Genomic DNA, 23,237 nt, shown 5'->3' with positions numbered 1-23,237 from the left:
ATGTTTTTATTTCAATACGTATTATACTCCTTCAAGGAATTTTATGAAATGATTTAACATATATATTTCATATTTTTATAATTAAAAATCTTTTATGGAAAAAAAAGGTGAAACAAGATCAGGATTAATGTTTTTTCCCAGGGTGTCTATACTAATGAAAGGAAACCTGGCTCAAATGTTTGCTTTAACCGGAATGAAGCTTTAAAATTAAGAATCTGTACGGGACCTTTTTTAGAGCATCTGCATGCTTATTCGGAATCGTGACAAAGCCAAAGAACTGGCACTTGACTATATGAAAAGTGAGGTCTTTAACGTGAATACAGAATTTAACCCAAAAGCCGTAATTGTTATTTTTGGAGCGACGGGCGACCTGGCTAAGCGCAAACTTTATCCTTCCATCTACCGTCTTTTAAAAAGCGGCCGGATCGGCAATGAATTCGCCGTGGTCGGAGTTGGCCGGAGACCATGGTCGAATGAAGAATTCCGCCAGAATGTTAATGCCTCCATTGAGAGCAATGTTCCGGAGCATGAAGGCATGGAGGAATTTCTTACTCATTTTCACTACCATCCTTTCGACGTAACCAACCCGGGGTCCTACACAGAATTAAAAGGACTGCTTGAAAAACTTGATCATACATACGATATACCGGGCAACCGGATGTTCTATATGGCCATGGCGCCTGAATTTTTCGGCACTATTGCCATGAACCTGAAAAACGAAGGGCTCACCTCCACTGAGGGATGGAGCCGTCTTGTTATAGAAAAACCATTCGGAACCGACCTTCCGAGTGCCCAAAAGCTGAACAATGAAATCCGCGCCGCTTTTTCCGAAGATCAGATTTACCGCATCGATCACTACCTTGGGAAGGCCATGGTCCAGAATATCGAAGTAATCCGGTTCGCGAATGCTATTTTTGAACCGCTTTGGAACAACCGCTATATCGCCAATATTCAGATTACATCCAGCGAATGGCTTGGAGTAGAAGACCGCGGACGTTATTATGAGTCCTCCGGTGCTCTTAAGGATATGGTGCAGAACCATATTCTTCAGATGGTTGCATTATTGGCAATGGAACCGCCGATCAAATTGACCGATGAAGAGATCCGCAGCGAAAAGGTAAAGGTTCTTCGCGCTCTTCGTCCGCTGAACGAAAATGAAGTATCTGACTACTTTGTACGCGGCCAATATGGAAAAGGCAGCATCCGGAACGAAAATGTACCAGGCTACCGAGAGGAAAGCAATGTCGATCCGAATTCAAATACCGAAACCTTTGTTGCAGGAAAACTGACGATTGATAATTTCCGCTGGGCAGGAACGCCGATTTATATCCGGACGGGGAAACGCATGCCGGCTAAATCAACAAAGATTGTCGTCCAGTTTAAAGATATTCCAATGAATCTCTACTATAACAATGGAGACAGCATGCACCCGAATCTTCTCGTTATCAACATTCAGCCGGACGAGGGCATCACGCTGCATCTAAATGCGAAGAAAACGGGCGACGGATCTTACGCCCGTCCAATCAAGCTTGATTACTGCAACAATTGCATCGACGGCATTAATACTCCGGAAGCTTATGAAAAACTGTTTGATGACTGCCTGCACGGGGACGCGACCAACTTTACCCATTGGGATGAAGTCGCTTTGACTTGGAGCTATGTCGATACAATCGCCAAAGCCTGGTCAAAGGTGGCAGCAGAATTCCCGAATTACGCATCCGGCACAATGGGGCCTGACGCATCGGACGAACTGCTTGCCAAAGACGGCTTCCACTGGTGGCCTGTTACCGATACCGAATAATCCAGATTCAGCGCCCTGTTCTGCAGGGCGTTTTATCCAATACTAAAGGGGGAACCTGCACGATGAAAATGTATGACGTTTCGGCACCGATTTTTGAAGGGATGCCGGTTTACAAAAACAAGGAAGAAAAGCAGCCTGTGTTAAACACAGCCACAAATGGCTACGTAACAGAAACGCGGATCGCCATGGACCTCCATACCGGCACCCATGTCGACTCCCCTCTTCACATGATTGTTGAAGGAGAGACAATGGAATCCATTTCTCTTAACGATTTAGTAGGAGAAGCAAAAGTGTTCGACCTTACAGGGGCAGAAGACCGGATCCGCAAAGAGGACATTGAACACCTTGATATAAAAAAGGGAGACTTTGTCCTGTTCAAAACAAAAAACTCCCTTGAAGACGAGTTCAATTTTGATTTTATTTTTGTAGCTGAATGTGCAGCCAGGCACTTAGCGGAAACAGGCGTAAGAGGGGTTGGAATCGACGCATTAGGTGTCGAGCGCAGCCAGGAAGGCCATCCTACACACAAAACACTTTTCAAGCATGAAGTGATTATTATCGAGGGACTTCGTTTAAAAGAAGTCCCCGAGGGCAGTTACTTTATGGTGGCAGCTCCGCTTAAAATTTTAGGGAAAGACGCAGCACCTGCAAGAATCATGCTGTTTGAAGGTTTGAAGGCGGAATAAGAGAGAGGGTGCCGGTTTTTAATCGGCACCTTCTTTTTTCAGGTTCTTGCTCACGTGTTCTTCCGCGCTAAATTAAAGTCTGCTTGGATGCGATAGAACGGTCTGGCATTAAGCAGATTTATAAGCGATGCATAATGGTGCTCAATGGATTTTCACTTTCCGGGGTTCATCAGATCCATTCAGCTTTTACGGTCCGCACAAGACTCGTGCGCCTCCGGTCCCTGTTGCGGTAAAGCGCCGGGGGCGGGAGGAAGTGACTTCTTATCCTTACTCCCCCAACTCCTTTGATGCCATGGGGACGCAGGAAAACCAGCAGACATAATCAGGGTCGGAGGCAGCCTCCGACCCCTTTTTGCGGCTATATCGGGGACGGAGAGAAGACTCTCTCATCCCTTGCCCTGCATGGTGTCAGACAGGAAGGGGACAGAGGTTAATGCTTTAGCACAGTGAAGGCCGGAGGCAAAGCTGCGCTTTCCGCTTCCAGCCCTAAAATAAAAAAAGTGCTCAGAGCCTCTCTGAACACTTTTTTATTAACGCTAAAGCTTACCCTTTTCCTGCCTGAAAGCTTGGATAGTTTGACATCCCTCCATCGATATAAAGCGTCGTACCTGTCACGTAGCTTGCCTCTTTAGAAGCGAGCCAAACTGCAGCGGCTGCTACTTCCTCCGGCTCACCGATCTTGCCGAGAGGAATCATTTTCAGCACTTCCTCTTTCGCAGCGGGATCGCTGAATTTTTCTTTATTAATCGGTGTATTGATGGCTCCTGGAGCGAGACAGTTCACACGGATCCCATGTGGTGCAAATTCGAGTGCCAAGGTTTCGCTCAGCATTTTAATTCCGCCTTTGGATGCAGCATAATGAGCAAAATGCGGCCAGGGAATGATCTGGTGCACGGAAGACATATTGATAATGCTTCCCTTGATATTGTTTTCAAGCATGTAGTCAATGGCTTCCCTGCAGCCCACAAAGATTCCTGTAAGGTTCGTGGATATCACTTTATTCCAATCCTCAATGGATAAGTCTTCTGTTGGAACTTCGTTTTGGATGCCCGCATTATTAACCAGAACATCCAAAGTTCCGTAGGTGTCAATGGCAAATTGGATGATTTTCTTAACATCCTCTTCCTTTGACACATCTCCCTGGACCTTGACTGCTTCTCCGCCTGCTTCCTTAATTTCGCCGATCAGTTCATCTGATTTGCCTTCGCTTTTGTAATAGTTAATGACCACTTTGGCCTTTTCTTCGCCAAACCGTTTGGCAATGGCACGTCCAAGACCTGAGCTTGCTCCGGTTACTACGACCACTTTTCCTTCTAAATCTTTAAACATAGCTCTTCAGCTCCATTCTTTAGCTTTTCGTGTATCCAAGCAATACGCCGCCCGCGATAATAAGCAGACAGCCAATGATGACAAAGACAATCTGTTTTTTTGTTGATTTTTCTTTAAGCAGGAAAAGTCCTCCCAATGTAGAGATGACGATTCCGGTTTGAGAAAGAGAGAAGCTTGTGGCTACTCCGATCAGCGGGAGGGAAAGAAGAAGTCCGAGGTTACCTGCTGACCACCATACACCTGTCAGGATGTTCCGGACTGCGTACTTATTAAATGGCTTGCTTTTAAACGTGAGGACAAGCGCCCCCGCCACCATTCCAATTCCCTGCGGAAGGATTGCAGCCCACCCGTCGATATTAAACTGACGGATGATAACGACATATCCAATATAGCCAAGTGAAGAAATCAGCAGGATGAGAAGCCCCCGTTTTAAGTGCTTTTTGTCTTCTTCATCCTCTGCTTTTTGTCCGACCGAAGTCAGAATCACTCCGGCAATGATGGAGGCTACGGCGATTGATCCAAGAACAATCGCTGTTTGGGTATCCCACTCTTTGAAAATCAGCACTCCAAAAAGGGTCGTGCCCATCAGCTGAAGCCCTGTTGAAATCGGTACCGTCTTTGCAACCCCTATGTATTTCACACTGGATAGCTGTCCGAATTGGCCGATGGCCCACATGATACCGGAGACAATCCCGATTCCCCATGCCAGACCTGAAATGTCAGGGAAGGTAATAAAATATGTAACGATAGCGAAAATCAAGGCCCCGACTGTAATGCCAAGTGTCTGGCTTTTTGCGTCTCCGCCAAGCTTTACACTGATTAATACTAAACTGCCCCATGTTATTGCCGGGATTAATGCCAATAAAATTCCTGCCATGCTCATCGACTCCTATTATGACGAAACTGTGTTGGTTAATTGTGCTTTTTTATAATTCCTCAATTCGTGAATTGGTAAACATACTAGACAGCTTAGACTGGCGTTGATGTTAGTTTGCTGCAATCGCCTGCTTTTATGTTCAGAGTTTTCCCGAGTATAATTGAAAAAAAGGGCTGGCTATAAAAGCCAGTCCCATGATTATTATTTGCTCATCCAGTCTGTATGGAAGACCCCTTCTTTATCAATGCGCTGATACGTATGCGCACCGAAATAGTCGCGCTGTGCCTGAATAAGATTGGCAGGAAGGACTTCTGTGCGGTAGCTGTCAAAGTAAGCAAGTGCACTTGAGAATCCAGGCACGGCTACTCCGCGCTCAATCGCCACAGCAAGAGTTTTTCTCAGAGATACTTGATACGTTTCAACAATCTCTTTGAAGTAAGGATCAAGCATCAGGTTGGAGAGATTGGCATCCCGGTCGAACGCTTCCTTGATCTGCTGAAGGAATGCGGCGCGGATGATGCATCCTCCTCTGAAAATCATGGCAATTTCGCCATACTTCAGGTCCCAGCCATATTCTTCTGAAGCAGCTTTCATTTGGGCGAAGCCTTGGGCATAGGAGCAGATTTTACTCATAAACAACGCCTGGCGGACTGCCTCAATCAGCTCTTCTTTATCTCCGCTGTATTCCCCTGCTTCAGGTCCGGATAGGACACGGCTCGCTTTAACACGTTCTTCTTTCATGGCAGAGATAAAGCGTGAGAATACAGATTCTGTAATGATAGGCAGTGGAACACCCAAGTCCAGAGCATTGCTGCTCGTCCATTTTCCGGTTCCTTTTTGGCCGGCAGTGTCAAGAATCACATCTACCAGCGGTTTACCGGTATCGTCATCTTTCTTTGTGAAGATGTCCGCAGTGATTTCGATCAGATAGCTGTCAAGCTCTCCCTTGTTCCACTCCGCAAACACTTCATGAAACTCTTCTGCTGATAGTCCAAGTACGTTTTTTAACAGGAAATAGGCTTCTGAAATCAGCTGCATATCGCCGTACTCGATTCCGTTATGAACCATTTTAACATAGTGCCCTGCCCCATCGGGACCAATGTAGGTTGTACAAGCTTCTCCATCTACTTTGGCTGAAATGGCTTCAAGAATCGGTTTTACGAGATCATGAGCTTCTTTTTGTCCTCCAGGCATGATGGAAGGTCCTTTAAGAGCTCCCTCTTCACCGCCGGAAACCCCGGTGCCGATGAAATGGATTCCGCTCTCAGCAAGCTCGGTATTTCTGCGCTGTGTATCCTTGAAAAACGTGTTGCCACCGTCAATGAGAATATCGCCTTTGTCTAAATAAGGAAGAAGGGTTTCAATGGTAGCATCCGTCGCAGGACCTGCTTTTACCATAAGGAGAATCTTTCTGGGAGTTTCCAGCGACTGTACAAACTCCTCTATGCTGTATGTACCTGTTACCTTTTTGCCTTCGGATTCTTTGACAAAATCCTCTGTCTTTTCTGAAGAACGGTTATAAACGGAAACGGAATATCCGCGGCTTTCAATGTTTAATGCAAGGTTTTTGCCCATTACGGCGAGACCGATGACTCCTATTTGCTGTTTTGACATGTCAAAACGTCCTTTCCTGTGCGATTGGTTCATTACATTCATGAAAATATCATACTTTCTCTAAAGCTTTCAAGCAAAGCGGCCTGGGAGGAGAAAAAGGGCGGGGGGAACAAATTTCCTATTGGTCTCTCAGGAAGTCCTTATTAAAGCTTGTCCCACTTGTGTTTTCTTCTTTAAAGCTGCCTTTCATCCCTCGCTTGATGGTGTTCTGTCCAAATTTTCCATTGATCTGATCAAGCACGTTCCATAAAGGCTCCTCTTTTGCATCTTCTTCATAAGAAAATAGGTCAAGCTGTTTCACTGCTTCTTCTTTATCCAGAAGATCCATTCCGGTTATGCCGAGGAGGCGTATGGGATCACCCGACCAGTGCTTGTAAAATATCCTTTTCGCTTCCTTTTCAATGTCATCTGCAGCGGAAACCGGATTTTTCAGCTTTGCTGTTCTTGTATAGGTCTGACGGTTCCCGTAGCGGATCATCACTGATAATCTGGAAGCAAGGACATTCTTCCTGTTCATTCTCCTGCTGACGGATTCTGAAAGCGCTATAATCAGTTTGTCCAGTTCCCTTGGGTTTGATGAATCCTTCGGCAATGTAGAAGAATTGCCAATGCTTTTAAAATCATAGATCGATTCAGGATCCACCGGGCGGTCATCGATGCCGGCTGCTCTTTTTTTCAGTCTTCCCCCATTAATCCCGAGCAGCTCCTTCAGTATTCCTTCCTCTGTCTGAACAAGATCATACACGGTTTTGATTCCGATGCTGTTCAGCTTTTCTGCCGTCTTTTCACCAATTCCATGCATCGCACCTACCGGAAGCGGCCATAAGTGCTGATCAAGCTCTCTCTTGCGGAGCACCGTTATACCAAGAGGCTTTTTCATATTGGACGCCATTTTCGCTAAAAATTTGTTTGGGGCAATGCCGATGCTTGATGGCAGCATCAGCTCCTCCAGAAGCCGGGCCTGCAATTCTTCTGCCATTTTAACAGGATTTCGACCGCGGGCTTGGTCTGTGATGTCCATGTATCCTTCATCAATACTGACCGGCTCTACAAGTGGAGTATATTCCCTAAGCACCTCGAACATCGCTTTTGAAGACTGGCGGTAACGGTCAAAATTAGGTTTTCTTACAATCAGACCTGGACACAGCCTTTTTGCCTGCCATAGCTGCATCGTTGTTTTCACTCCGTATTTTCTTGCTTCGTAGGAGCATGTCACAATGATTCCTTTCCGTTCCTCTGCGTTTCCGGCGATCGCAACAGGCTTTCCTCTCAGCTCAGGGTCATAGGCCATTTCAACTGATGCATAAAAACTATTCATATCGATGTGAAAAATAATCCTGTTTTTTTTCACTTCCGCTTGCATTCCGTTCACTTCCCCTATTAAGGTCCTTCTTTTATTTTATCACAGACACGATTCTTTCATTAATTGCGAAACTTATAAGGAATAAAAAAGGAACAGAGAGGGAAAACTAGAATATTGACTGGTAAAGAAACTTTGACCGGAGGAATCCATGTGAAAGGCTTCATCTTATCCTGCTCCATACTAAACACACTTTTATTATTTGGATGCAGCATGCCAAGCAAACCGGCTCCATATGGAGAAGAGGCGGCAATGTTTGCCCGGAAATTATCCGCACAGGCAGAGAACACTTCTACCCTGTTCATAGATGCAGCTGAAAGCGAGACAGCGAGGATGGAGCTCGAAACCATTCTGATCAGCATGAAGCAGCAAATCGAAGAATTTAATAAGATGAGAGCACCCGAGCAGCTGATGGCACACCGTCAGGAGCTGGTCAGCAAAAACCGCAGGGCACTCAGCAGTATCGACGAATACTTAACAGCGATTGAAAACGACGCGTATACAGAAGATATGAAAAGCAATACGGATTTGTCAAAACAAATCGAAGGAATACAAAGTATGGCCGGGGAGATAAACCGTTCTGAGGAGAAAAAATAAAAGCATCCACTTAAAGGGAATGCTTCAGGGTGAAGGCTTGGAGCCTGTCTGCCGGAATTGGCATCTTTGTCGTATGCTGCCGAAAAATCGATATATGCCTCATTTCGGTCGATAAAATCAAAAAATAGCCGATATATTGGAGCAATAGCCGATATCCAGCAGAAATAGCCGATATAAGTAAAAAATAGCCGATATAAGTAAAAAATAGCCGATATAAGTGAAAAGTTGCGATCATCACGTCTTAAATACACGAAATAAATGGCTTGGACCAGTAATCGACGCTTAATTCCATGAAAAAAACCCCTGTGGCGCTGTAAAAAGAGAGCCATAGTATCCGCCAGACAAAAAAGCCTCTAATCATGTTCAAAGCCTTCAGTTTATAAACAAAAGGCATCCCGATGTCTCTATCCGGATGCCTTTTTGTGTATTTTTAAGTATTTTTTCGCTTTACAGACCTTTCCCTTGGATGCTATTATGCCATTTTTCCAGATACCCGCGTCCAAGTTGCCATCTTCTTTAAGTTCATGGCAGCAAAAGTAAGCATCGCTTGCACTCTCAATGTTGTCCATCGCATACCATGCTTTTCTTTCGCATCAGCAAAAATCCGTTTAATGGTTTCTTTTCGTTTTGCATAGATGCTATTATTCTCGTCTGTATGACGAAGATGTTCGACTTCCTCAAGAAGCATCCTCTTAAAGGGATGCTTTTTCTTCATTTCTTACATTTTCCAATTCTGCCTTAATATCATCCAATCCTTCCAGTGTCCCGATAAACGAGTCCGGATTAACAATCGTAATCAGTCTGTTTTCTTCCATGGCAATAGAGGAGAACCATTTAGAAGAATCTCCCGCCCCGATCGGCAGCGGCTTTAACGTGTTCTCTTCCAGTTCAAGGATTTCCTTTGCTTCTCCTACTAAAAGACCCGCTGTAAATTCTTCAGCCTGGACCGTAATGACCTTCGCCTCGTCCAGGTCCGTTATTTCTTTTTTTATAAATAAATAAGCTACATCCATAATCGGAACAAGTTCATCTCTGATTGGCATTATGCCTTTCACGAAGTCGGGAAGGTTCGGAATCGGTTTTAAATCCTGTACCTTTTCTATGGAGACGACATAGTCAATCGGGATTCCAAAATCTTCATTCTGAATTTGAAAAATAACGGCTTTCATTATCGGGTAGCTCCTTCCAAAGTTCGTCCTTCCTTATCATACTATGGATCTGTTTTTTGGAAAAGCTTTCCGCTGAAACTAAATTTCTCTTCGGTTGAGGCTAAAAGATAGGGGAAATTGTTTAAGAAAATTACCCGGCGACCGCATACCTCCAGCCATCTCCATGGCTAAAGGCTGGCAGAGCAAAAAACAAGTAAGCTCTGAAGTAAAGAAAAGCAGTGACTCCAACCATCCGGAGTTCACTGCTTTCCATCGTTTATTTTGCCGCTTCTTTAATGACTGCTACAACCATTTCAGCCGTCTTCACCAATTCTTCAACAGGCATTTTTTCATTAGTTGTATGAATATCTTCATATCCGACAGCAAGATTTACGGTCGGAATCCCGTTTCCTGCAATAACATTGGCATCACTGCCGCCACCGCTTGTGAGCAATCGGCTTTCCCGGCCAATTGCCGCCGCCGCACGCTTTGCCACTTCAACGACATGGTCGCCTTCGCCGAATTTAAATCCTGGGTACATTACCTGGATCTCAACCTCAGCCTCTCCGCCAAGCTCTTTTGCTGCTTCTTCAAATGCAGCTTTCATTTTTTCGGTCTGTGCTTCCATTTTTTCAGGAACTAAGGACCTTGCTTCTGCAAGAATATCAACATGGTCGCACACAATGTTTGTCTGTGTGCCTCCTTCGAAGCGTCCGATGTTGGCTGTTGTCTCCTTATCAAGACGGCCAAGCGGCATTTTAGAGATTGCTTTTGCTGCAATCGTAATAGCGGAAACCCCTTTTTCAGGAGCAACCCCTGCATGAGCGGTTTTGCCCTTGATGGTGGCCTTCACTTTCGCCTGAGTCGGAGCTGCGACGATGATGTCCCCTACTTTGCCGTCACTGTCCAAAGCATAGCCATACTTAGCCGTCATCCATTCAGGATCCAGAGCTTTTGCACCGACCAGCCCGGACTCCTCACCTGCCGTTATCACAAATTCGATTTTTCCGTGCCCGATGTTTTTTTCCTTTAGAATACGGATCGCCTCAAGCATGGCAGCAAGACCTGCTTTGTCATCCGCACCAAGAATTGTCGTTCCATCGGTTACAATATAGCCGTCTTTAATGGAAGGCTTAATGTTTTTTCCCGGCACTACGGTATCCATATGAGAAGTAAAGTAAATCGGATCCGCCCCTTCTTTTGTTCCTTCAAGGGTGCAAATCAAATTTCCTGCTCCATGACCTGTCTTTCCGGCCGTATCGTCTTCCTTAACTTTCAAGCCAAGACTTGAAAATTTTTCCTTTAAAACACTGGAAATCTCTGCTTCGAATTTTGTTTCAGAATCTACTTTTACCAGTTCCAGAAATTCGTCGACGAGTCTTTGTTCGTTTACCATAAGGTTCCCTCCGTTTTCTGCTCAGTTAAAGCGGAATATTCCCATGCTTTTTATAGGGACGCGTTACATTTTTCCCTGAAAGCATATCCAGGGCCTGTATCAGTTTGATTCTTGTTTCGCGCGGATCGATGACATCATCGACCATACCCTGGCTTGCCGCTACATAAGGATTGGCAAATTTTTCGCGGTATTCTTCGATTTTCCTGGCTCTTTCCGCCTCCGGGTCATCACTGTTCTGGATATCCCTGGCGAAAATAATGTTCGCAGCCCCTTGAGGCCCCATCACAGCAATTTCTGCATTCGGCCAAGCATAGACCAGATCTGCCCCGATGGATTTGCTGTTCAGTGCGACGTAGGCTCCTCCGTAGGCTTTCCTTAAAATAACCGTTATTTTCGGAACGACCGCTTCTGAATAGGCATACAGTATTTTTGCCCCGTGGCGGATGATCCCGCCATGCTCCTGTTTTACGCCGGGGAAGAATCCCGTAACATCCTCAAAGGTAATCAGAGGGATGTTAAAGGAATCACAAAAACGGATAAACCGTGCAGCTTTGTCGGAGGAGTCGATGTCAAGCCCTCCAGCCATATATTTAGGCTGATTGCATACTAGCCCGACTGTTTTGCCTTTGATTCTTGCAAAACCGACGACCATATTTTTAGCAAACCCTTCATGAACCTCCATAAACGAATCAGGATCCATTATGGAATGAATCACCGTTCTCACATCATAGGGTCTGATCGCATCAAATGGGATCAGATCCGTCAGATCAGGGCGGTAATCGCTTCCTTCCGGTTCCTGCCCGCCAGGCGGCTTTTCCTCATTATTCTGAGGAAGATAGCTTAAAAGATGCCGTACCTTACCCAAAACGGCTTCTTCCGTTTCTCCGGAAAAGTGAGCATTTCCGCTGACTGTATTATGTACGTGCGCCCCTCCGAGATCTTCAGAGCTGATTTTTTCACCGGTTACCGTTTCGATGACCTTCGGACCTGTAATAAACATTTGGCTTGTTTTCTCGACCATAAAAACAAAGTCTGTAATCGCAGGAGAATATACAGCACCGCCGGCACAAGGTCCCAATACGACAGATATCTGCGGGATCACCCCGGAATATATGCTGTTCCTGTAGAAAATGTGTCCGTAACCATCTAAGGATACCACACCCTCCTGAATTCTCGCACCTCCGGAGTCGTTCAGGCCAATGAATGGTGTTTTATTCTGAGCTGCCAAATCCATAACAGCTGCAATTTTTTTGGCATGCATTTCCCCCAGGGCTCCTCCAAATACCGTGAAATCCTGGGAAAATAAATAAACCGGCCTTCCATGGACCTTTGCATAACCCGTCACTACGCCATCGCCCGGCCCTTTTTTCCCCTGCAGCCCAAAATCATTGCAGCGATGCTCGATAAACGCATTCAGCTCCACAAATGTGCCTTCATCCACAAAAAGATCAATTCTCTCCCTTGCCGTAAGCTTGCCTTTTTCATGCTGCTTTTCAATTTTATCGTCCCCGCCGCCTCTCTCAATTTCACGCCGGCGGTCATATAATTCGTTAATTTTGTCGTAAATATCCATACTCATCTGCGATCCATCCCCTTTTTTTCGCATAGCTCTGTCAGCGTTCCCCCGGTTGATTTAGGATGAAGAAAAGCGATATGAGCTCCTCCTGCACCGAGTCGGGGCTGATGATCAATCATGGAAACCCCCTGGTGTTTCAGTTCTTCAATCCGCTCTTCAATGCTTTCAACTTTATACGCTATATGGTGAATGCCCTCACCCCGTTTTTCCAAAAACCTTGCTACCGGGCTGTCAGCTGAAGTCGGTTCGAGCAGTTCAACCTTAATATTCCCCGCATCCAGAAAGGCCACTTTTACGAGCTGAGAAGCCACTTCCTCTTCTCCCAAAACCTTCATGCCAAGAGTTTTCGCGTAAAATGGCACAGAATCCTTGATTGATTTTACTGCAATCCCTATGTGATCTACTTTGTTCATCACGCTCCATCTCCCCCATTCTGTAAACGGATACACTCATACATTCTCCAAAATCCGCCGCAATTCCTTCTTATTCGAGTGATTCTCTTAACAGAACTGTTGATGGAACATTCTGGAAGAAGGAGTTAGAAAGCAAGGTTTATCACCAGCCGGCTGGTTTAAAAAACCTGATCAGCCACTCCTCTAATTAATTGGAATATACTTGTTCGCTAAAGGATTTCACGGTAAAATAAAACTATTGATTTTTAGGAGTGAATATATTGTCTAATAAAAAAGTACAAAAAGTCGTCGTTTACGTCATGCTCGGGGTTATGCTTTTAACTACCCTTCTTGCAGGCCTTTCATCTTTTATCGGTTTTTAAATGCTTTCCCACCCGGAGGCAGAGCCCGGCTTTGACCACCTTCAGCATATAAGCAGACCTTACCTGTGGTTACAGCCTTCTGCGTTACGACATGGTACCTTGAATTGGATGTACGGGATGCGAACAGTGTTCCGTCTCTTTTTTTTCAAATCGAACCACTCCCCTTTCAGCCAAACTCTTCTTTCTGGCCGAACCATTCTCCTTTCAAAATAAAACATGCCTTTTTCCGGCCAAATCTGCCGCTGCAATACGCAGGCGGGCGCACAAAAAAATTGCTTAGAATCTCTAAGCAATTTTTGAATGATCATTGAGTTCTTGAAGATGAAGCCGGACAGGGATCATAGTTCTGAATCCTTGGAGATGGCTCCTTTTTCCTGAGCAAGTGTCCTGAAGGAACGGTCTGAGTCGGTAATCCACAGCTTTGTTCCGATTGGAATTTGTGAAAACAGCTGTTTCACTTCTTCATTGTGCATCCTGACACATCCTTGAGTGACAAAGAAACCGATGGAGGTTTCGGCATTTGTCCCATGGATTCCATAAATCCTCCCATCTGTCCCTTTTGCGTCAAATCCAATCCAGCGCGGTCCAAGGGGATTATTCGGATCGCCGCCCGCAATGTTCTTTTTCCTGTAATAGGGGTTGACTGCCTTGACTACAATGGAAAACTCCCCCTCCGGAGTGAGCTCTGAATTTTTGCCGCTCGCTACAGAATATACCTTTTGGATGGCTCCATCATCAATAAAAGCAAGCTCGTTTGTCTGTTTGTTCATGATTAGATAAGGATCGCCGGCTATTGGATTTTGTCCAAGCGGCCAGACCGGGGAGGCCATAAGGATGGAAAGAACGATCAGCCATTTCATTTGCGGCACCTTCTTTTTCCCTTATTATGCGGAATCTGAGGGCCTTCCATCCTTACTTAATCCTTTAAAATAGCTTTTCATCACCAAATATTGCTCCAGCTCCCGAACGAGGTGAAGCAGAGCTGCCCTTGTTTCGAACTCTTCTCTTGTTTGCGGCAGCGGCATTTCCTGAAAGGTTGTTTTCATATGATGAAGCTTTCTTAAAAAGATATGGGCTGTATTTCCAGGATGAATGTGTTCTCTCAGATCTTTAATAAAGTCTGCGATCATTTCACCCTGCTCTACAGTAACGGACAGATTGGATATGAGCGGGAGGAGCCTTTCAATTAATTCAAATTGCTTTTCCCTCATTTTAAAATAGTGATAGTAAAGATTTTCATTGCGGAGAAAATGATTTTCGACGTCACGGAAGGCAAGGGTTTTTGCCTCATGAAGGAGGCGGGCGGTGTCGGTAATTTCTTTTCCGTCCCATTCATTATCCCCTTCAAGCAGATACAATTCCATTTGCCGGAAAATAGCCGCAAAACTCCCTTCAATTTTAATCTGATACTCCCCAAGCCTTCTGTCTACACTTGGCATGTATAGATTCATAATGAGAGCAACTCCGATTCCGATGGCAATAAGCGCCAGCTCATTCAGGACCAGTTCAAACGTAATATGATTGGATGCATACAAATGCAGGATGATCACCGAGCTCGTTACAATCCCTTCTTTTGCTTGCGCGAGAACGGCTGTGGGTATAAACAAGAGGAGCATCATCCCGATGACGAGCGGTGAGTAGCCAAACAGTTCAAAAAAAACAAACGAGAACAAAATGGCGATGGAGCAGGCTAAAAACCTTGCCCAAGAGCTTTGCAATGATTTTTTCTTCGTGACCTGAATACATAAAATCGCAATGATTCCTGCGGAAGGAAAGTTTTCGAGGCCGGCCATCTGGGCTATGCTGATGGCTGCCGCCGTCCCCAGTGCTGTTTTGATGGTTCTGTACCCAATTCGAAATCGATTCATTCAAAAACTCCTATTTCATTGTTCCTTTATTTTAACCTAAAAAAGAACCGGTTCAAACGGAAATGTCCTTCCCCTCAGCCAGGCTGAAAGGAATCCGCCACCGTTTGGCCAGCTCCTCGAGTCCTTTACCAGTTTATAATATTTTGCTTAAAAAGTCTTGTGCCCTTTTTGTTTTTGGCTGGGCAAAAAATTCAGCCGGCGGGGCGTCCTCTACTAGAGATCCTCCATCCAGAAACAGCACCCGGTCTGCTGCTTCTCTCGCAAATCCCATTTCATGCGTAACGATGATCATGGTCATTCCGGTATGGGCCAGATCCTTCATAACATCCAGCACTTCCTTCACCATTTCCGGATCAAGAGCTGAAGTGGGCTCGTCAAACAGCATCACATCCGGGTTCATGGCGAGAGCTCTGGCGATGGCCACCCTTTGCTTCTGGCCTCCGGAAAGCCGGCTTGGATATTCGAAAGCCTTTTCGCTTAATCCCACTTTCTTCAGCAGCTCCTGCGCTTTCTCTTCCGCCTCAGCCTTTGGTACCTTTCGAACCGTCATAGGGGCGTACATTAAGTTTTGAAGAACGGTTTTGTGCGGGAATAAATAAAAATGCTGGAATACCATACCTACGTTTTGGCGGATTGTGTTTATTTTTGCTTTTGGATCCGTTACAGTATAGCCATCAATTTCTATCTGGCCGCTGGTTGGAACCTCCAGCAGGTTTAAACATCTCAGGAAAGTTGATTTTCCTGAGCCTGACGGACCAATCACCGCCACAACCTGCCCCTTTGGTATCGAGACAGAAATGTTATGCAGAACTTCGTTTTTGCCAAAAGATTTATGCAGCTTGTCCACGTTAATCACTTTGTCTCAATCTCCTTTCAACCAGCTTCCCGATTAAGGTCAATATCATCACCAGTATGTAATAGATGAGTCCGGCTATAAGGAGGGGCTCAAAAAACTTGTAGGTGTTTCCTCCTACCTGCTGGGCTCTCCTCATCACATCTCCCAATCCGATTACGGTGACAATGGCTGACTCTTTTGTAAGAGTAATAAATTCATTGACTAAAGCCGGCAGGATATTTTTAAACGCCTGCGGCAGGATGATATCTTTCATCGTCTGATTGTAGGGTACCCCAAGCGCCATAGCGGCTTCTCTTTGCCCTTTATCAACGGCCATAATCCCGGCACGAATTACTTCTGAAATATAAGCGGCCGAATTTAATGAGAATGCCGCTACAGCTGCCCAGTACTGATCAATCGGTCCTATAAACTGGGGGAGTCCGAAGTAAATAATAACGAGCTGAAGAACGAGCGGAGTCCCGCGGAATATGGACGTATAAAAATCTGCAAACCAGTTTAGAGGCTTGATGCGGCTGATTTTTAAGAGAGCGAGAATAATGGCCAATGCGAAGCCGAACAGGGCAGAGAGAGCCACTACCTTGAATGTGATGCCAAGTCCTTGAATGATAAAAGGGATGGAATCAGAAATTGCGCCAAAATCGATAACCATGCTGCAGCTCCTTTCTAAAAGTGAATAAGAAACGTTCAACCTTCATCCAGTTGAACGTTCTTCTTCCATGTTTATTTCTGATCCTGGCCGAACCATTCAACCACTAATTTTTCCAGCTCGCCGTTCTCTTTCATTTTATTTAATGCTTTATTAAATTCTTCCGTATATTCGCTGCCTTTTTGGAAGGCAATAGCAGAGCCGGCCTCTTCTTCATTCGTATCCATCGTAAAGCCTTCAAGTTCTTTATCTTTCTCAAAGAAGCCTTTTGCTACGGTATCTTCAATAATGGCGGCATCAAAACGCCCAGCTTTGATCTCCTGGATAAGCTCCGGAATCTTATTGCGGTTTTCAACCTTGATTTCCGTTTTTTCTGCAATCTTTTCCGCTTCGCCCTCCTGTATGGATCCAAGCTGCACCCCTACGGTTTTGCCTTCCAGATCCTCAATGGATTCAATTCCGCTTCCTTTCTTGGAGACAATCATATGCTTAGCTACGTAATATACATCCGTAAAATCTACATTTTTTTTGCGTTCTTCTGTAGGAGTCATACCGGCTAACACCATATCTACCTGCTTAGCCTGCAAGGCAGCGACGAGTCCGTTGAAATCCATATCCTGAATTTCCACTTTGTACCCGAGCTCATCAGCCAGAGCATTGACCAAATCCACATCAAAGCCGATGATCTCGTCGCCTTTAGCCGTATCCTTGTATTCAAACGGCGGATAATCCGCAGATGTTGCCATTTTGAGTACTTTTTCTTCTTTTCCGCCATCTCCTGATGCATTTTCTGCAGTGCCGCAGGCAGCAAGAGCAAACATCATCACCAGACCAATTACCATCATAAACCACTTTTTCATCATTTGTTTCCCCCTATAGTTTTTAAAAAATTAAAATATTCTAAATTTAATAAAATTATGTCTTAAATAGTGGAACTAATCAAGAAATTTTTAACTTATATTTATACGATATTCTGTATTTTAACACGTATACATATTTATGCAATATCTCTATTAAAAATAAATTTTATTTTTTATTTTATTATTTTCATAAAACACTATAAACCCAGCTATAGTAACATTTTAAATTAAAATGCAAAAAGAGACCTTTTTCCCAAAAGGTCTCTTCCACTTAATATTTATACAAAATCATGATTAAACTTCTTTACAGTGCTGCTCGAAAGCTTCCTGAAGTTTTGATACAACGGCCATTGGCTCATGTCCTTCAATTTCATGACGCTCGACCATAGCAACAAGCTCACCGTCCTTCAGCAAGGCAAATGACGGGGAAGATGGCGGATAGCCTGTAAAGTGCTCACGGGCTCTCGCCGTTGCTTCTTTGTCCTGGCCGGCAAAAACCGTAACAAGCCGGTCCGGCCGTTTATCATAATGGACAGAATGGGCAGCAGCAGGTCTTGCAATTCCCCCTGCACAGCCGCAAACGGAGTTAACCATCACAAGCGTGGTGCCTTCTTGTTTGAATACATCCTCTACATCTGCAGATGTCGTCAGCTCTGTATAGCCTGCAGCCGTAATTTCCTGGCGTGCCTGCCTGACCACATCGTTCATAAACAGGTTAAAATCAATGTTCATTCTAATTTCTCCTTTCCTCTGCAGCATCGGTCTGCTGGATGAAACCGTATAAGTGCGCTACTTTTTCCATTTTACCAATTGTAAGGCCGTTTCCGCAAACAGACCGTTCAGCTTTTTTTATCAAGAAATCCGGAAACGAGCTTGTGTACAATGGATGAAACGGCCGCTTTCTCCTCCATCGTGTCCTGCTCTGCCCCAGGAAGGAGCATACTTACTGCAGAATCCTGATAAAAAGCCTGAAGAAGCTCGCTTTTAATGCTTTCATGCAGCCAGTCCTTCCGCTGTGCCCGTCTGCGGGAGCCGAATATACCCGATGCTTTCGTCTCCGTCCGGAAAGTCTGAATGGAATTCCAGATTTCCTGGATTCCGGTTTCTTTTAGCGCGCTCGCAGGCATTGCTTCTGCCGTCCAGCCTTCTGTATAAGGCTTAAGAAAGTGCAGCATGGAGTTGTATTCTTGAACCGCCTTTTTGGCAAGGGGCAGATTATCCCCATCTGCCTTATTTACAACGACAAGGTCCGGGAGTTCCATAATCCCTTTTTTCATTGTCTGAAGTTCATCTCCTGCTCCTGTAAGAACGAGAAGCAGAAAGAAATCCACCATGCCGCGTACGAGAAATTCCCCCTGACCCACACCCATCGTTTCTACCAGGATGACGTCAAAGCCCGCCGCTTCACAAAGCAGGATGGTTTCCCTCGTCTTCCGGCTCACCCCGCCGAGCGTCCCTCCCGATGGGGTAGGGCGGATAAAAGCATCCGGATTAATGGAGAGTCTTTCCATTCTCGTTTTATCCCCGAGGATACTCCCCTTAGAAACGTGGCTGGACGGATCGACTGCCAGGACGGCTACTTTATGCCCTTGCTGGCACAGGTACGTACCGAATGCATCAATAAACGTGCTTTTTCCGGCCCCGGGGACACCTGTGATCCCAATCCTGATGGACTCGGTCCGTTTTGCCAGTACTTTTTCAAGCAGGCTTTGAGCAGCCTCGAAATGGCGCCATGCCCCGCTCTCGACCAGCGTGATGGATTGGGCCAGAATATGGCGGTCCCCTCTCAGAAGGCCTTCTGCCAGCTGCTCTGTATTTACCGGCTCATGATTATGCTTTCTTCTTTTCATGCCTCGTCCTTCACGTCCTCATACCCAAGAACATCATAGAGCTTGTTCAGCACCTTCATGGCTGCTGCAGGAATTACCGTTCCAGGTCCAAAGATTTCGGCCGCTCCATTTTCCTTTAAAAATTCATAGTCCCCAAACGGGATGACCCCCCCGATAATAACCAGAATATCTTCCCGCCCCAATTTCTTCAGCTCAGCTTTAAGCTGAGGCAATAAGGTTTTGTGACCGGCTGCAAGCGAACTCATGCCGATAACATGGACATCATTTTCGGCTGCCTGGGCAGCTGTCTCTGCAGGTGTCTGGAAAAGCGGACCAATGTCAACATCAAAGCCTAAATCCGCAAACGCCGTAGCGATAACCTTTGCTCCCCTGTCATGTCCATCCTGGCCCATCTTGGCAATGAGGATTCTCGGTCTCCTCCCTTCAAGCTCCTGAAATTCATCCGCGGCCCTTCTGACCGCCCGGATTTCTTCGTCGTTTGAGTATTCTGAACTATACACTCCGCTCACAGATCGAATCACCGCCTGATGACGTTTTGAAACACGTTCAATGGCATAGGAAATTTCGCCAAGTGTTGCTCTGTTCCTCGCGGCTGCCACGGCTAGTTCGAGCAGATTGCCTCCGCCCGTCTCCGCTGCCTGCGTAAGGGCTCTAAGCGATTCCACAGTCTTCGCATCGTCCCTATCAGCCTTCAAGCGTTCAAGGCGCAGGATTTGCTTGCTTCGGACCTCGCTGTTATCGATAGTCAGGACATCGAGTTCATCTTCCTTCTCAAGCCTGAAACGATTCACACCGACGATGGTTTCCTTCCCCGAGTCAATCCTTGCCTGTCTCCTGGCTGCAGCCTCTTCAATCCGCATCTTGGGAAGACCCGTTTCAATGGCTTTGGCCATTCCGCCAAGCTCCTCGACCTCTGTAATTAATGTCCGGGCCCGTTCGATTAGATCATGTGTCAGCGATTCGACATAATAGGAACCGCCCCAAGGATCAATCACATCGCAAATTCCGGTTTCCTCCTGAAGATAGAGCTGCGTATTCCTGGCAATCCTTGCACTGAAGTCCGTCGGAAGAGCAATGGCTTCATCCAGCGCATTCGTATGCAGCGACTGGGTATGGCCCATGGCCGCAGCATGAGCTTCCATGCAGGTTCTTGCCACATTGTTAAATGGGTCCTGCTCGGTTAGGCTCCAGCCGGATGTTTGCGAATGCGTTCTGAGTGCCAGTGATTTAGGATTTGCAGGATGGAACGGTGCAATCAGCTCCGCCCACAATTTTCTCGCCGCTCTCATTTTAGCCACTTCCATAAAATAGTTCATCCCGATGGCCCAGAAAAAGGAGAGTCTTGGAGCAAATGTGTCAATGTCCATCCCGGCCTTCAGCCCGGTCCTTACATATTCCAGCCCATCGGCGAGAGTATAGGCAAGCTCTATATCATTCGGGGCTCCCGCTTCCTGCATATGATAGCCGGATATGCTGATGCTGTTGAATTTCGGCATATGCTCAGATGTGTATTTAAAAATATCACCGATTATTCTCATCGACATTTCAGGCGGATAAATGTACGTGTTCCGTACCATATACTCTTTTAAAATATCATTTTGAATGGTTCCGGTAAGCTTATCCTTTGAAACTCCCTGCTCCTCAGCTGATACAATATAAAAGGCCATGATTGGCAGAACGGCCCCGTTCATCGTCATCGAGACACTCATCTCATCGAGCGGAATTCCATCAAACAGAATGTTCATATCCAAGATCGAATCAATGGCCACCCCGGCTTTGCCAACGTCCCCTTCTACCCGTGGGTGATCGGAATCATAGCCCCTGTGGGTTGCAAGATCGAAGGCGACAGAGAGCCCTTTTTGACCCATAGCCAAATTGCGTCTGTAAAACGCGTTGCTCTCTTCCGCCGTTGAAAAACCTGCATATTGGCGGATCGTCCATGGACGGTTAACGTACATCGCCGCATATGGACCTCTCGTAAACGGAGGCAGACCGGGAAAGGTATTTTCAGTTTGACCATCTGATTCGCTGTACCACTGCTTCAAAGTTATTTTTTCATTCGTCTCAAATACAGGCTCTGCACAGTTTCCCGACTCAGACCAATCGGTTTTTAGATGGCCGGCTTTAAGATGCACTCTTTCCATCAGCATTTCACCCCCAATGCTCTCTGCAATTCTTCTAAAAATTCGAGCCGGTTCATTCCAGAAGCCACTTCCTTCATTTTAGGAAAGGTTTCCTTCCAGTTTTCCGGTTTTTCTCCTGCAATGAATACATTGTTCCGGCAATAAAACAGAACGTGCTTAATGTCAGCCTCATTTTCAATATAGCTCCGTCCAGTTCCGCACAAGAAGACCGGTCGGCTGAAATCAAGCAAATCGAGTGCCGTCACTGCCCCCCCTATTCCGCCTGAAGCAAGCAAGCCCTTAAGGAAGTCCAGACGCGGCTTGTATTCTTTCAGCGTTCCAAAAACCGCAATCTGGACAGCAGGTACCCCTCCCTCATACTCCTGGGCGGATTCTCTTAATCTTTCAAATGGAACAGCCAGTCTTTCCGGAGCAGCCCACGGGCTGTCCATATCCGGGGCGGAAAATTCGGGGTGTTGACCGTTTGCTAAAGCAGACCGCACATGGCGGAACGATTCTTTAGGCCACATACCGCGGAGTTCTTTTTTTTCCCGGGCACCTATCCGATCTTCCGGATTCGCATAATCATTAACGCCAATCATTTTTTTTCTATGCAAATGAAGGGCTTCGGCCTGGTATTGATAACTCCCGCTTATTTCAGACTGCAATTCTCCGCTCGATAAGAATGGTACGAACCCCCCTTTAGCCTCAATCTTCATAATTTTTTCCCATGCCTTTTCTGAAATTTCTTTCGTAAGGGCTTCTAAATACCATGAACCCCCACCGGGATCGCTGACTTTTTCCAGAAGACTTTCTTCACTCAGCAAGTAATGAATATTACCCGCAATCCGCTCGGACATGACAGAACCTCCGATCACCTCATCAAACGGAAGAACTGTAATCGCATCCGCATTTCCGATCACGGCCGAAAACGCTTCGGTTGTGGTACGCAGAAGATTCACATGCACATCAAGCTTTGATTTATTTAAAGACGAAGTAAGAACATGAGTATACATTTTTTGAGCTTCCCCAGTTTCTCCGAAGGCAGAAAGAATCGAACTCCAAATCAGTCTTGCTGCACGCAGCTTTGCCGTTTCCATAAAAAAATGGGAACCGGCAGAAAACTGAAAAGCTGTTTTTCCGGCAAGCAGCTGAATAGGCTTGCCGTTCTGCCTGCACCAATTCAGAAAATCAAGAGCTTTTGCAAATGTGCAGGCAAGCTCCTGAACAGCGTCTGCCCCCGCTTCATGGAGACAGCCGCTTTTAAACCAGATCGTTTTCTGATCAGGACGGGACCCGCAAGCATCCGTATAATCAGCCATCCAGTTCAATGCAGACCCGAGGCCCGGTTCATCTATGTATCCTTTCATCAATGCTTCATAAGGATCACAGCCTGCTCCCCCTTCTCCAAGTTCAGGAACCCTGCCTGAAAAAACCGTCATCCAATGGGGAGCTTCCTCAAAATCAATCATAAAATGAAGAGTATATTTTTTTATTGCATCCGCCAGTACCATCACATCCTGAGACGATGACAAGGCTTTAAAATCCGATAAATAAAAAGAATTGTGCCCCAGTCCTGCTGCCTTCTTTATTCCCAGCACCAATTCATCTAGCGTCTGGTGGTGATTCAGCGATTGAGACGCTTTCCACATCCCTCTTTGTTCAGCGGTGCCGCGTATATACGGAAAAACCCCAGGCTCTGGAACGGCAGTCGAATCTTCCTTCAAATAAAGCGGTTTCAAAATAATGTTTTCTTTTGTTTTCGTTTTAAGCGTCTCAGCCGATTCCCCTTTAAGTGCTTTTTCAACAGCATTCAGCCAGGCTTGTTCTGTACCGTTTTGATAATGAATCTGCGTTTCCTGCTTCTTATCCATC

Annotated in this window: 21 protein-coding genes and 1 pseudogene; 4 read left to right on the top strand and 18 right to left on the bottom strand. The window is 45.8% G+C overall.

The genetic code is table 11. The annotated features are described in order from the left end of the window. Positions 1–292 precede the first annotated feature (292 nt). Positions 293–1,801, top strand: a complete 1,509-nt coding sequence (gene zwf / locus ACQCV8_RS07080; RefSeq protein ID WP_426844240.1) for a glucose-6-phosphate dehydrogenase — start codon at positions 293–295, stop codon at positions 1,799–1,801. Between the two features lie 62 nt (positions 1,802–1,863). Further along, positions 1,864–2,487, top strand: coding sequence for a cyclase family protein (locus ACQCV8_RS07075; RefSeq protein WP_426843877.1), 624 nt, complete (start codon positions 1,864–1,866; stop codon positions 2,485–2,487). A 543-nt stretch (positions 2,488–3,030) separates the two neighbouring features. Here ACQCV8_RS07075 and ACQCV8_RS07070 read toward each other — a convergent pair. The 4 genes from ACQCV8_RS07070 to ACQCV8_RS07055 form a co-directional block, all read right to left on the bottom strand. Beyond that, positions 3,031–3,816, bottom strand: coding sequence for a glucose-1-dehydrogenase (locus ACQCV8_RS07070; RefSeq protein WP_426843876.1), 786 nt, complete (start codon positions 3,814–3,816; stop codon positions 3,031–3,033). A 19-nt stretch (positions 3,817–3,835) separates the two neighbouring features. Further along, positions 3,836–4,693: a GRP family sugar transporter gene (locus tag ACQCV8_RS07065; protein WP_426843875.1), complete on the bottom strand. Its 858-nt coding sequence runs from the start codon at positions 4,691–4,693 to the stop codon at positions 3,836–3,838. 201 nt (positions 4,694–4,894) lie between these two features. Continuing rightward, positions 4,895–6,307: an NADP-dependent phosphogluconate dehydrogenase gene (gene gndA / locus ACQCV8_RS07060; protein ID WP_426843874.1), complete on the bottom strand. Its 1,413-nt coding sequence runs from the start codon at positions 6,305–6,307 to the stop codon at positions 4,895–4,897. A 118-nt stretch (positions 6,308–6,425) separates the two neighbouring features. Continuing rightward, positions 6,426–7,670, bottom strand: a complete 1,245-nt coding sequence (locus ACQCV8_RS07055) for a DNA polymerase IV (RefSeq protein WP_426843873.1) — start codon at positions 7,668–7,670, stop codon at positions 6,426–6,428. Positions 7,671–7,820: 150 nt separating this feature from the next. On the opposite strand from ACQCV8_RS07055, the gene ACQCV8_RS07050 reads away from it, so the two are divergent. Continuing rightward, positions 7,821–8,264, top strand: a complete 444-nt coding sequence (locus tag ACQCV8_RS07050; RefSeq protein ID WP_426843872.1) for a DUF6376 family protein — start codon at positions 7,821–7,823, stop codon at positions 8,262–8,264. A gap of 472 nt (positions 8,265–8,736) precedes the next feature. On the opposite strand, the pseudogene ACQCV8_RS07045 reads toward ACQCV8_RS07050, so the two are convergent. The 5 genes and pseudogenes from ACQCV8_RS07045 to mce form a co-directional block, all read right to left on the bottom strand. Then, positions 8,737–8,946: pseudogene (locus tag ACQCV8_RS07045) on the bottom strand (transposase); the annotation flags it as partial. A 10-nt stretch (positions 8,947–8,956) separates the two neighbouring features. Next, positions 8,957–9,433 carry a chemotaxis protein CheW gene (locus ACQCV8_RS07040; RefSeq protein WP_426843871.1) on the bottom strand — a complete coding sequence of 159 codons (477 nt, stop codon included), beginning with the start codon at positions 9,431–9,433 and terminating at the stop codon, positions 8,957–8,959. Positions 9,434–9,689: 256 nt separating this feature from the next. Next, positions 9,690–10,808 carry a tripeptidase T gene (locus ACQCV8_RS07035; protein ID WP_426843870.1) on the bottom strand — a complete coding sequence of 373 codons (1,119 nt, stop codon included), beginning with the start codon at positions 10,806–10,808 and terminating at the stop codon, positions 9,690–9,692. 25 nt (positions 10,809–10,833) lie between these two features. Further along, the gene (locus ACQCV8_RS07030) at positions 10,834–12,381 is read right to left on the bottom strand and encodes an acyl-CoA carboxylase subunit beta (protein ID WP_426844239.1); all 1,548 of its coding nucleotides are present in this window, start codon (positions 12,379–12,381) and stop codon (positions 10,834–10,836) included. A 2-nt stretch (positions 12,382–12,383) separates the two neighbouring features. Continuing rightward, complete coding sequence (gene mce, locus ACQCV8_RS07025; protein WP_426843869.1) at positions 12,384–12,797, bottom strand: methylmalonyl-CoA epimerase; 414 nt, start codon at positions 12,795–12,797, stop codon at positions 12,384–12,386. A 260-nt stretch (positions 12,798–13,057) separates the two neighbouring features. Between mce and prli42 the strand changes: the two genes are divergently transcribed. Further along, complete coding sequence (gene prli42 / locus ACQCV8_RS07020) at positions 13,058–13,159, top strand: stressosome-associated protein Prli42 (RefSeq protein WP_426843868.1); 102 nt, start codon at positions 13,058–13,060, stop codon at positions 13,157–13,159. 338 nt (positions 13,160–13,497) lie between these two features. Here prli42 and ACQCV8_RS07015 read toward each other — a convergent pair whose 3' ends face one another. The 9 genes from ACQCV8_RS07015 to ACQCV8_RS06975 all read right to left on the bottom strand — a co-directional run bounded on the left by ACQCV8_RS07015 (position 13,498) and on the right by ACQCV8_RS06975 (position 23,236). Then, positions 13,498–14,019, bottom strand: coding sequence for a L,D-transpeptidase (locus ACQCV8_RS07015; RefSeq protein WP_426843867.1), 522 nt, complete (start codon positions 14,017–14,019; stop codon positions 13,498–13,500). Positions 14,020–14,043: 24 nt separating this feature from the next. Next, positions 14,044–15,027: an aromatic acid exporter family protein gene (locus tag ACQCV8_RS07010; RefSeq protein ID WP_426843866.1), complete on the bottom strand. Its 984-nt coding sequence runs from the start codon at positions 15,025–15,027 to the stop codon at positions 14,044–14,046. A 133-nt stretch (positions 15,028–15,160) separates the two neighbouring features. Next, positions 15,161–15,883: an amino acid ABC transporter ATP-binding protein gene (locus tag ACQCV8_RS07005; protein ID WP_426843865.1), complete on the bottom strand. Its 723-nt coding sequence runs from the start codon at positions 15,881–15,883 to the stop codon at positions 15,161–15,163. After that, on the bottom strand, positions 15,876–16,532 hold the full coding sequence (locus ACQCV8_RS07000; RefSeq protein WP_426843864.1) for an amino acid ABC transporter permease: 657 nt from the start codon (positions 16,530–16,532) through the stop codon (positions 15,876–15,878). The genes ACQCV8_RS07005 and ACQCV8_RS07000 overlap by 8 nt, the downstream gene beginning before the upstream one ends. Before the next feature lie 71 nt (positions 16,533–16,603). Beyond that, the gene (locus ACQCV8_RS06995) at positions 16,604–17,389 is read right to left on the bottom strand and encodes a transporter substrate-binding domain-containing protein (RefSeq protein WP_426844238.1); all 786 of its coding nucleotides are present in this window, start codon (positions 17,387–17,389) and stop codon (positions 16,604–16,606) included. Between the two features lie 294 nt (positions 17,390–17,683). Then, positions 17,684–18,121 (bottom strand): BrxA/BrxB family bacilliredoxin, encoded by a 438-nt coding sequence (locus tag ACQCV8_RS06990; RefSeq protein ID WP_426843863.1) that lies wholly within the window; start codon positions 18,119–18,121, stop codon positions 17,684–17,686. Positions 18,122–18,228: 107 nt separating this feature from the next. Next, on the bottom strand, positions 18,229–19,239 hold the full coding sequence (gene meaB, locus ACQCV8_RS06985) for a methylmalonyl Co-A mutase-associated GTPase MeaB (protein WP_426843862.1): 1,011 nt from the start codon (positions 19,237–19,239) through the stop codon (positions 18,229–18,231). Beyond that, entirely contained in the window at positions 19,236–21,383 is a 2,148-nt protein-coding gene (scpA, locus tag ACQCV8_RS06980) for a methylmalonyl-CoA mutase (protein ID WP_426843861.1), read from the bottom strand. Before scpA ends, meaB begins: the two co-directional genes overlap by 4 nt. Beyond that, positions 21,383–23,236, bottom strand: coding sequence for a methylmalonyl-CoA mutase family protein (locus tag ACQCV8_RS06975; protein ID WP_426843860.1), 1,854 nt, complete (start codon positions 23,234–23,236; stop codon positions 21,383–21,385). Before ACQCV8_RS06975 ends, scpA begins: the two co-directional genes overlap by 1 nt. Position 23,237 lies beyond the last annotated feature (1 nt).

The organism is Metabacillus sp. 84 (genome assembly GCF_050107715.1).
Taxonomy (GTDB): domain Bacteria; phylum Bacillota; class Bacilli; order Bacillales; family Bacillaceae; genus Metabacillus_B.
This window is presented reverse-complemented; position numbering and strand designations above follow the sequence as displayed.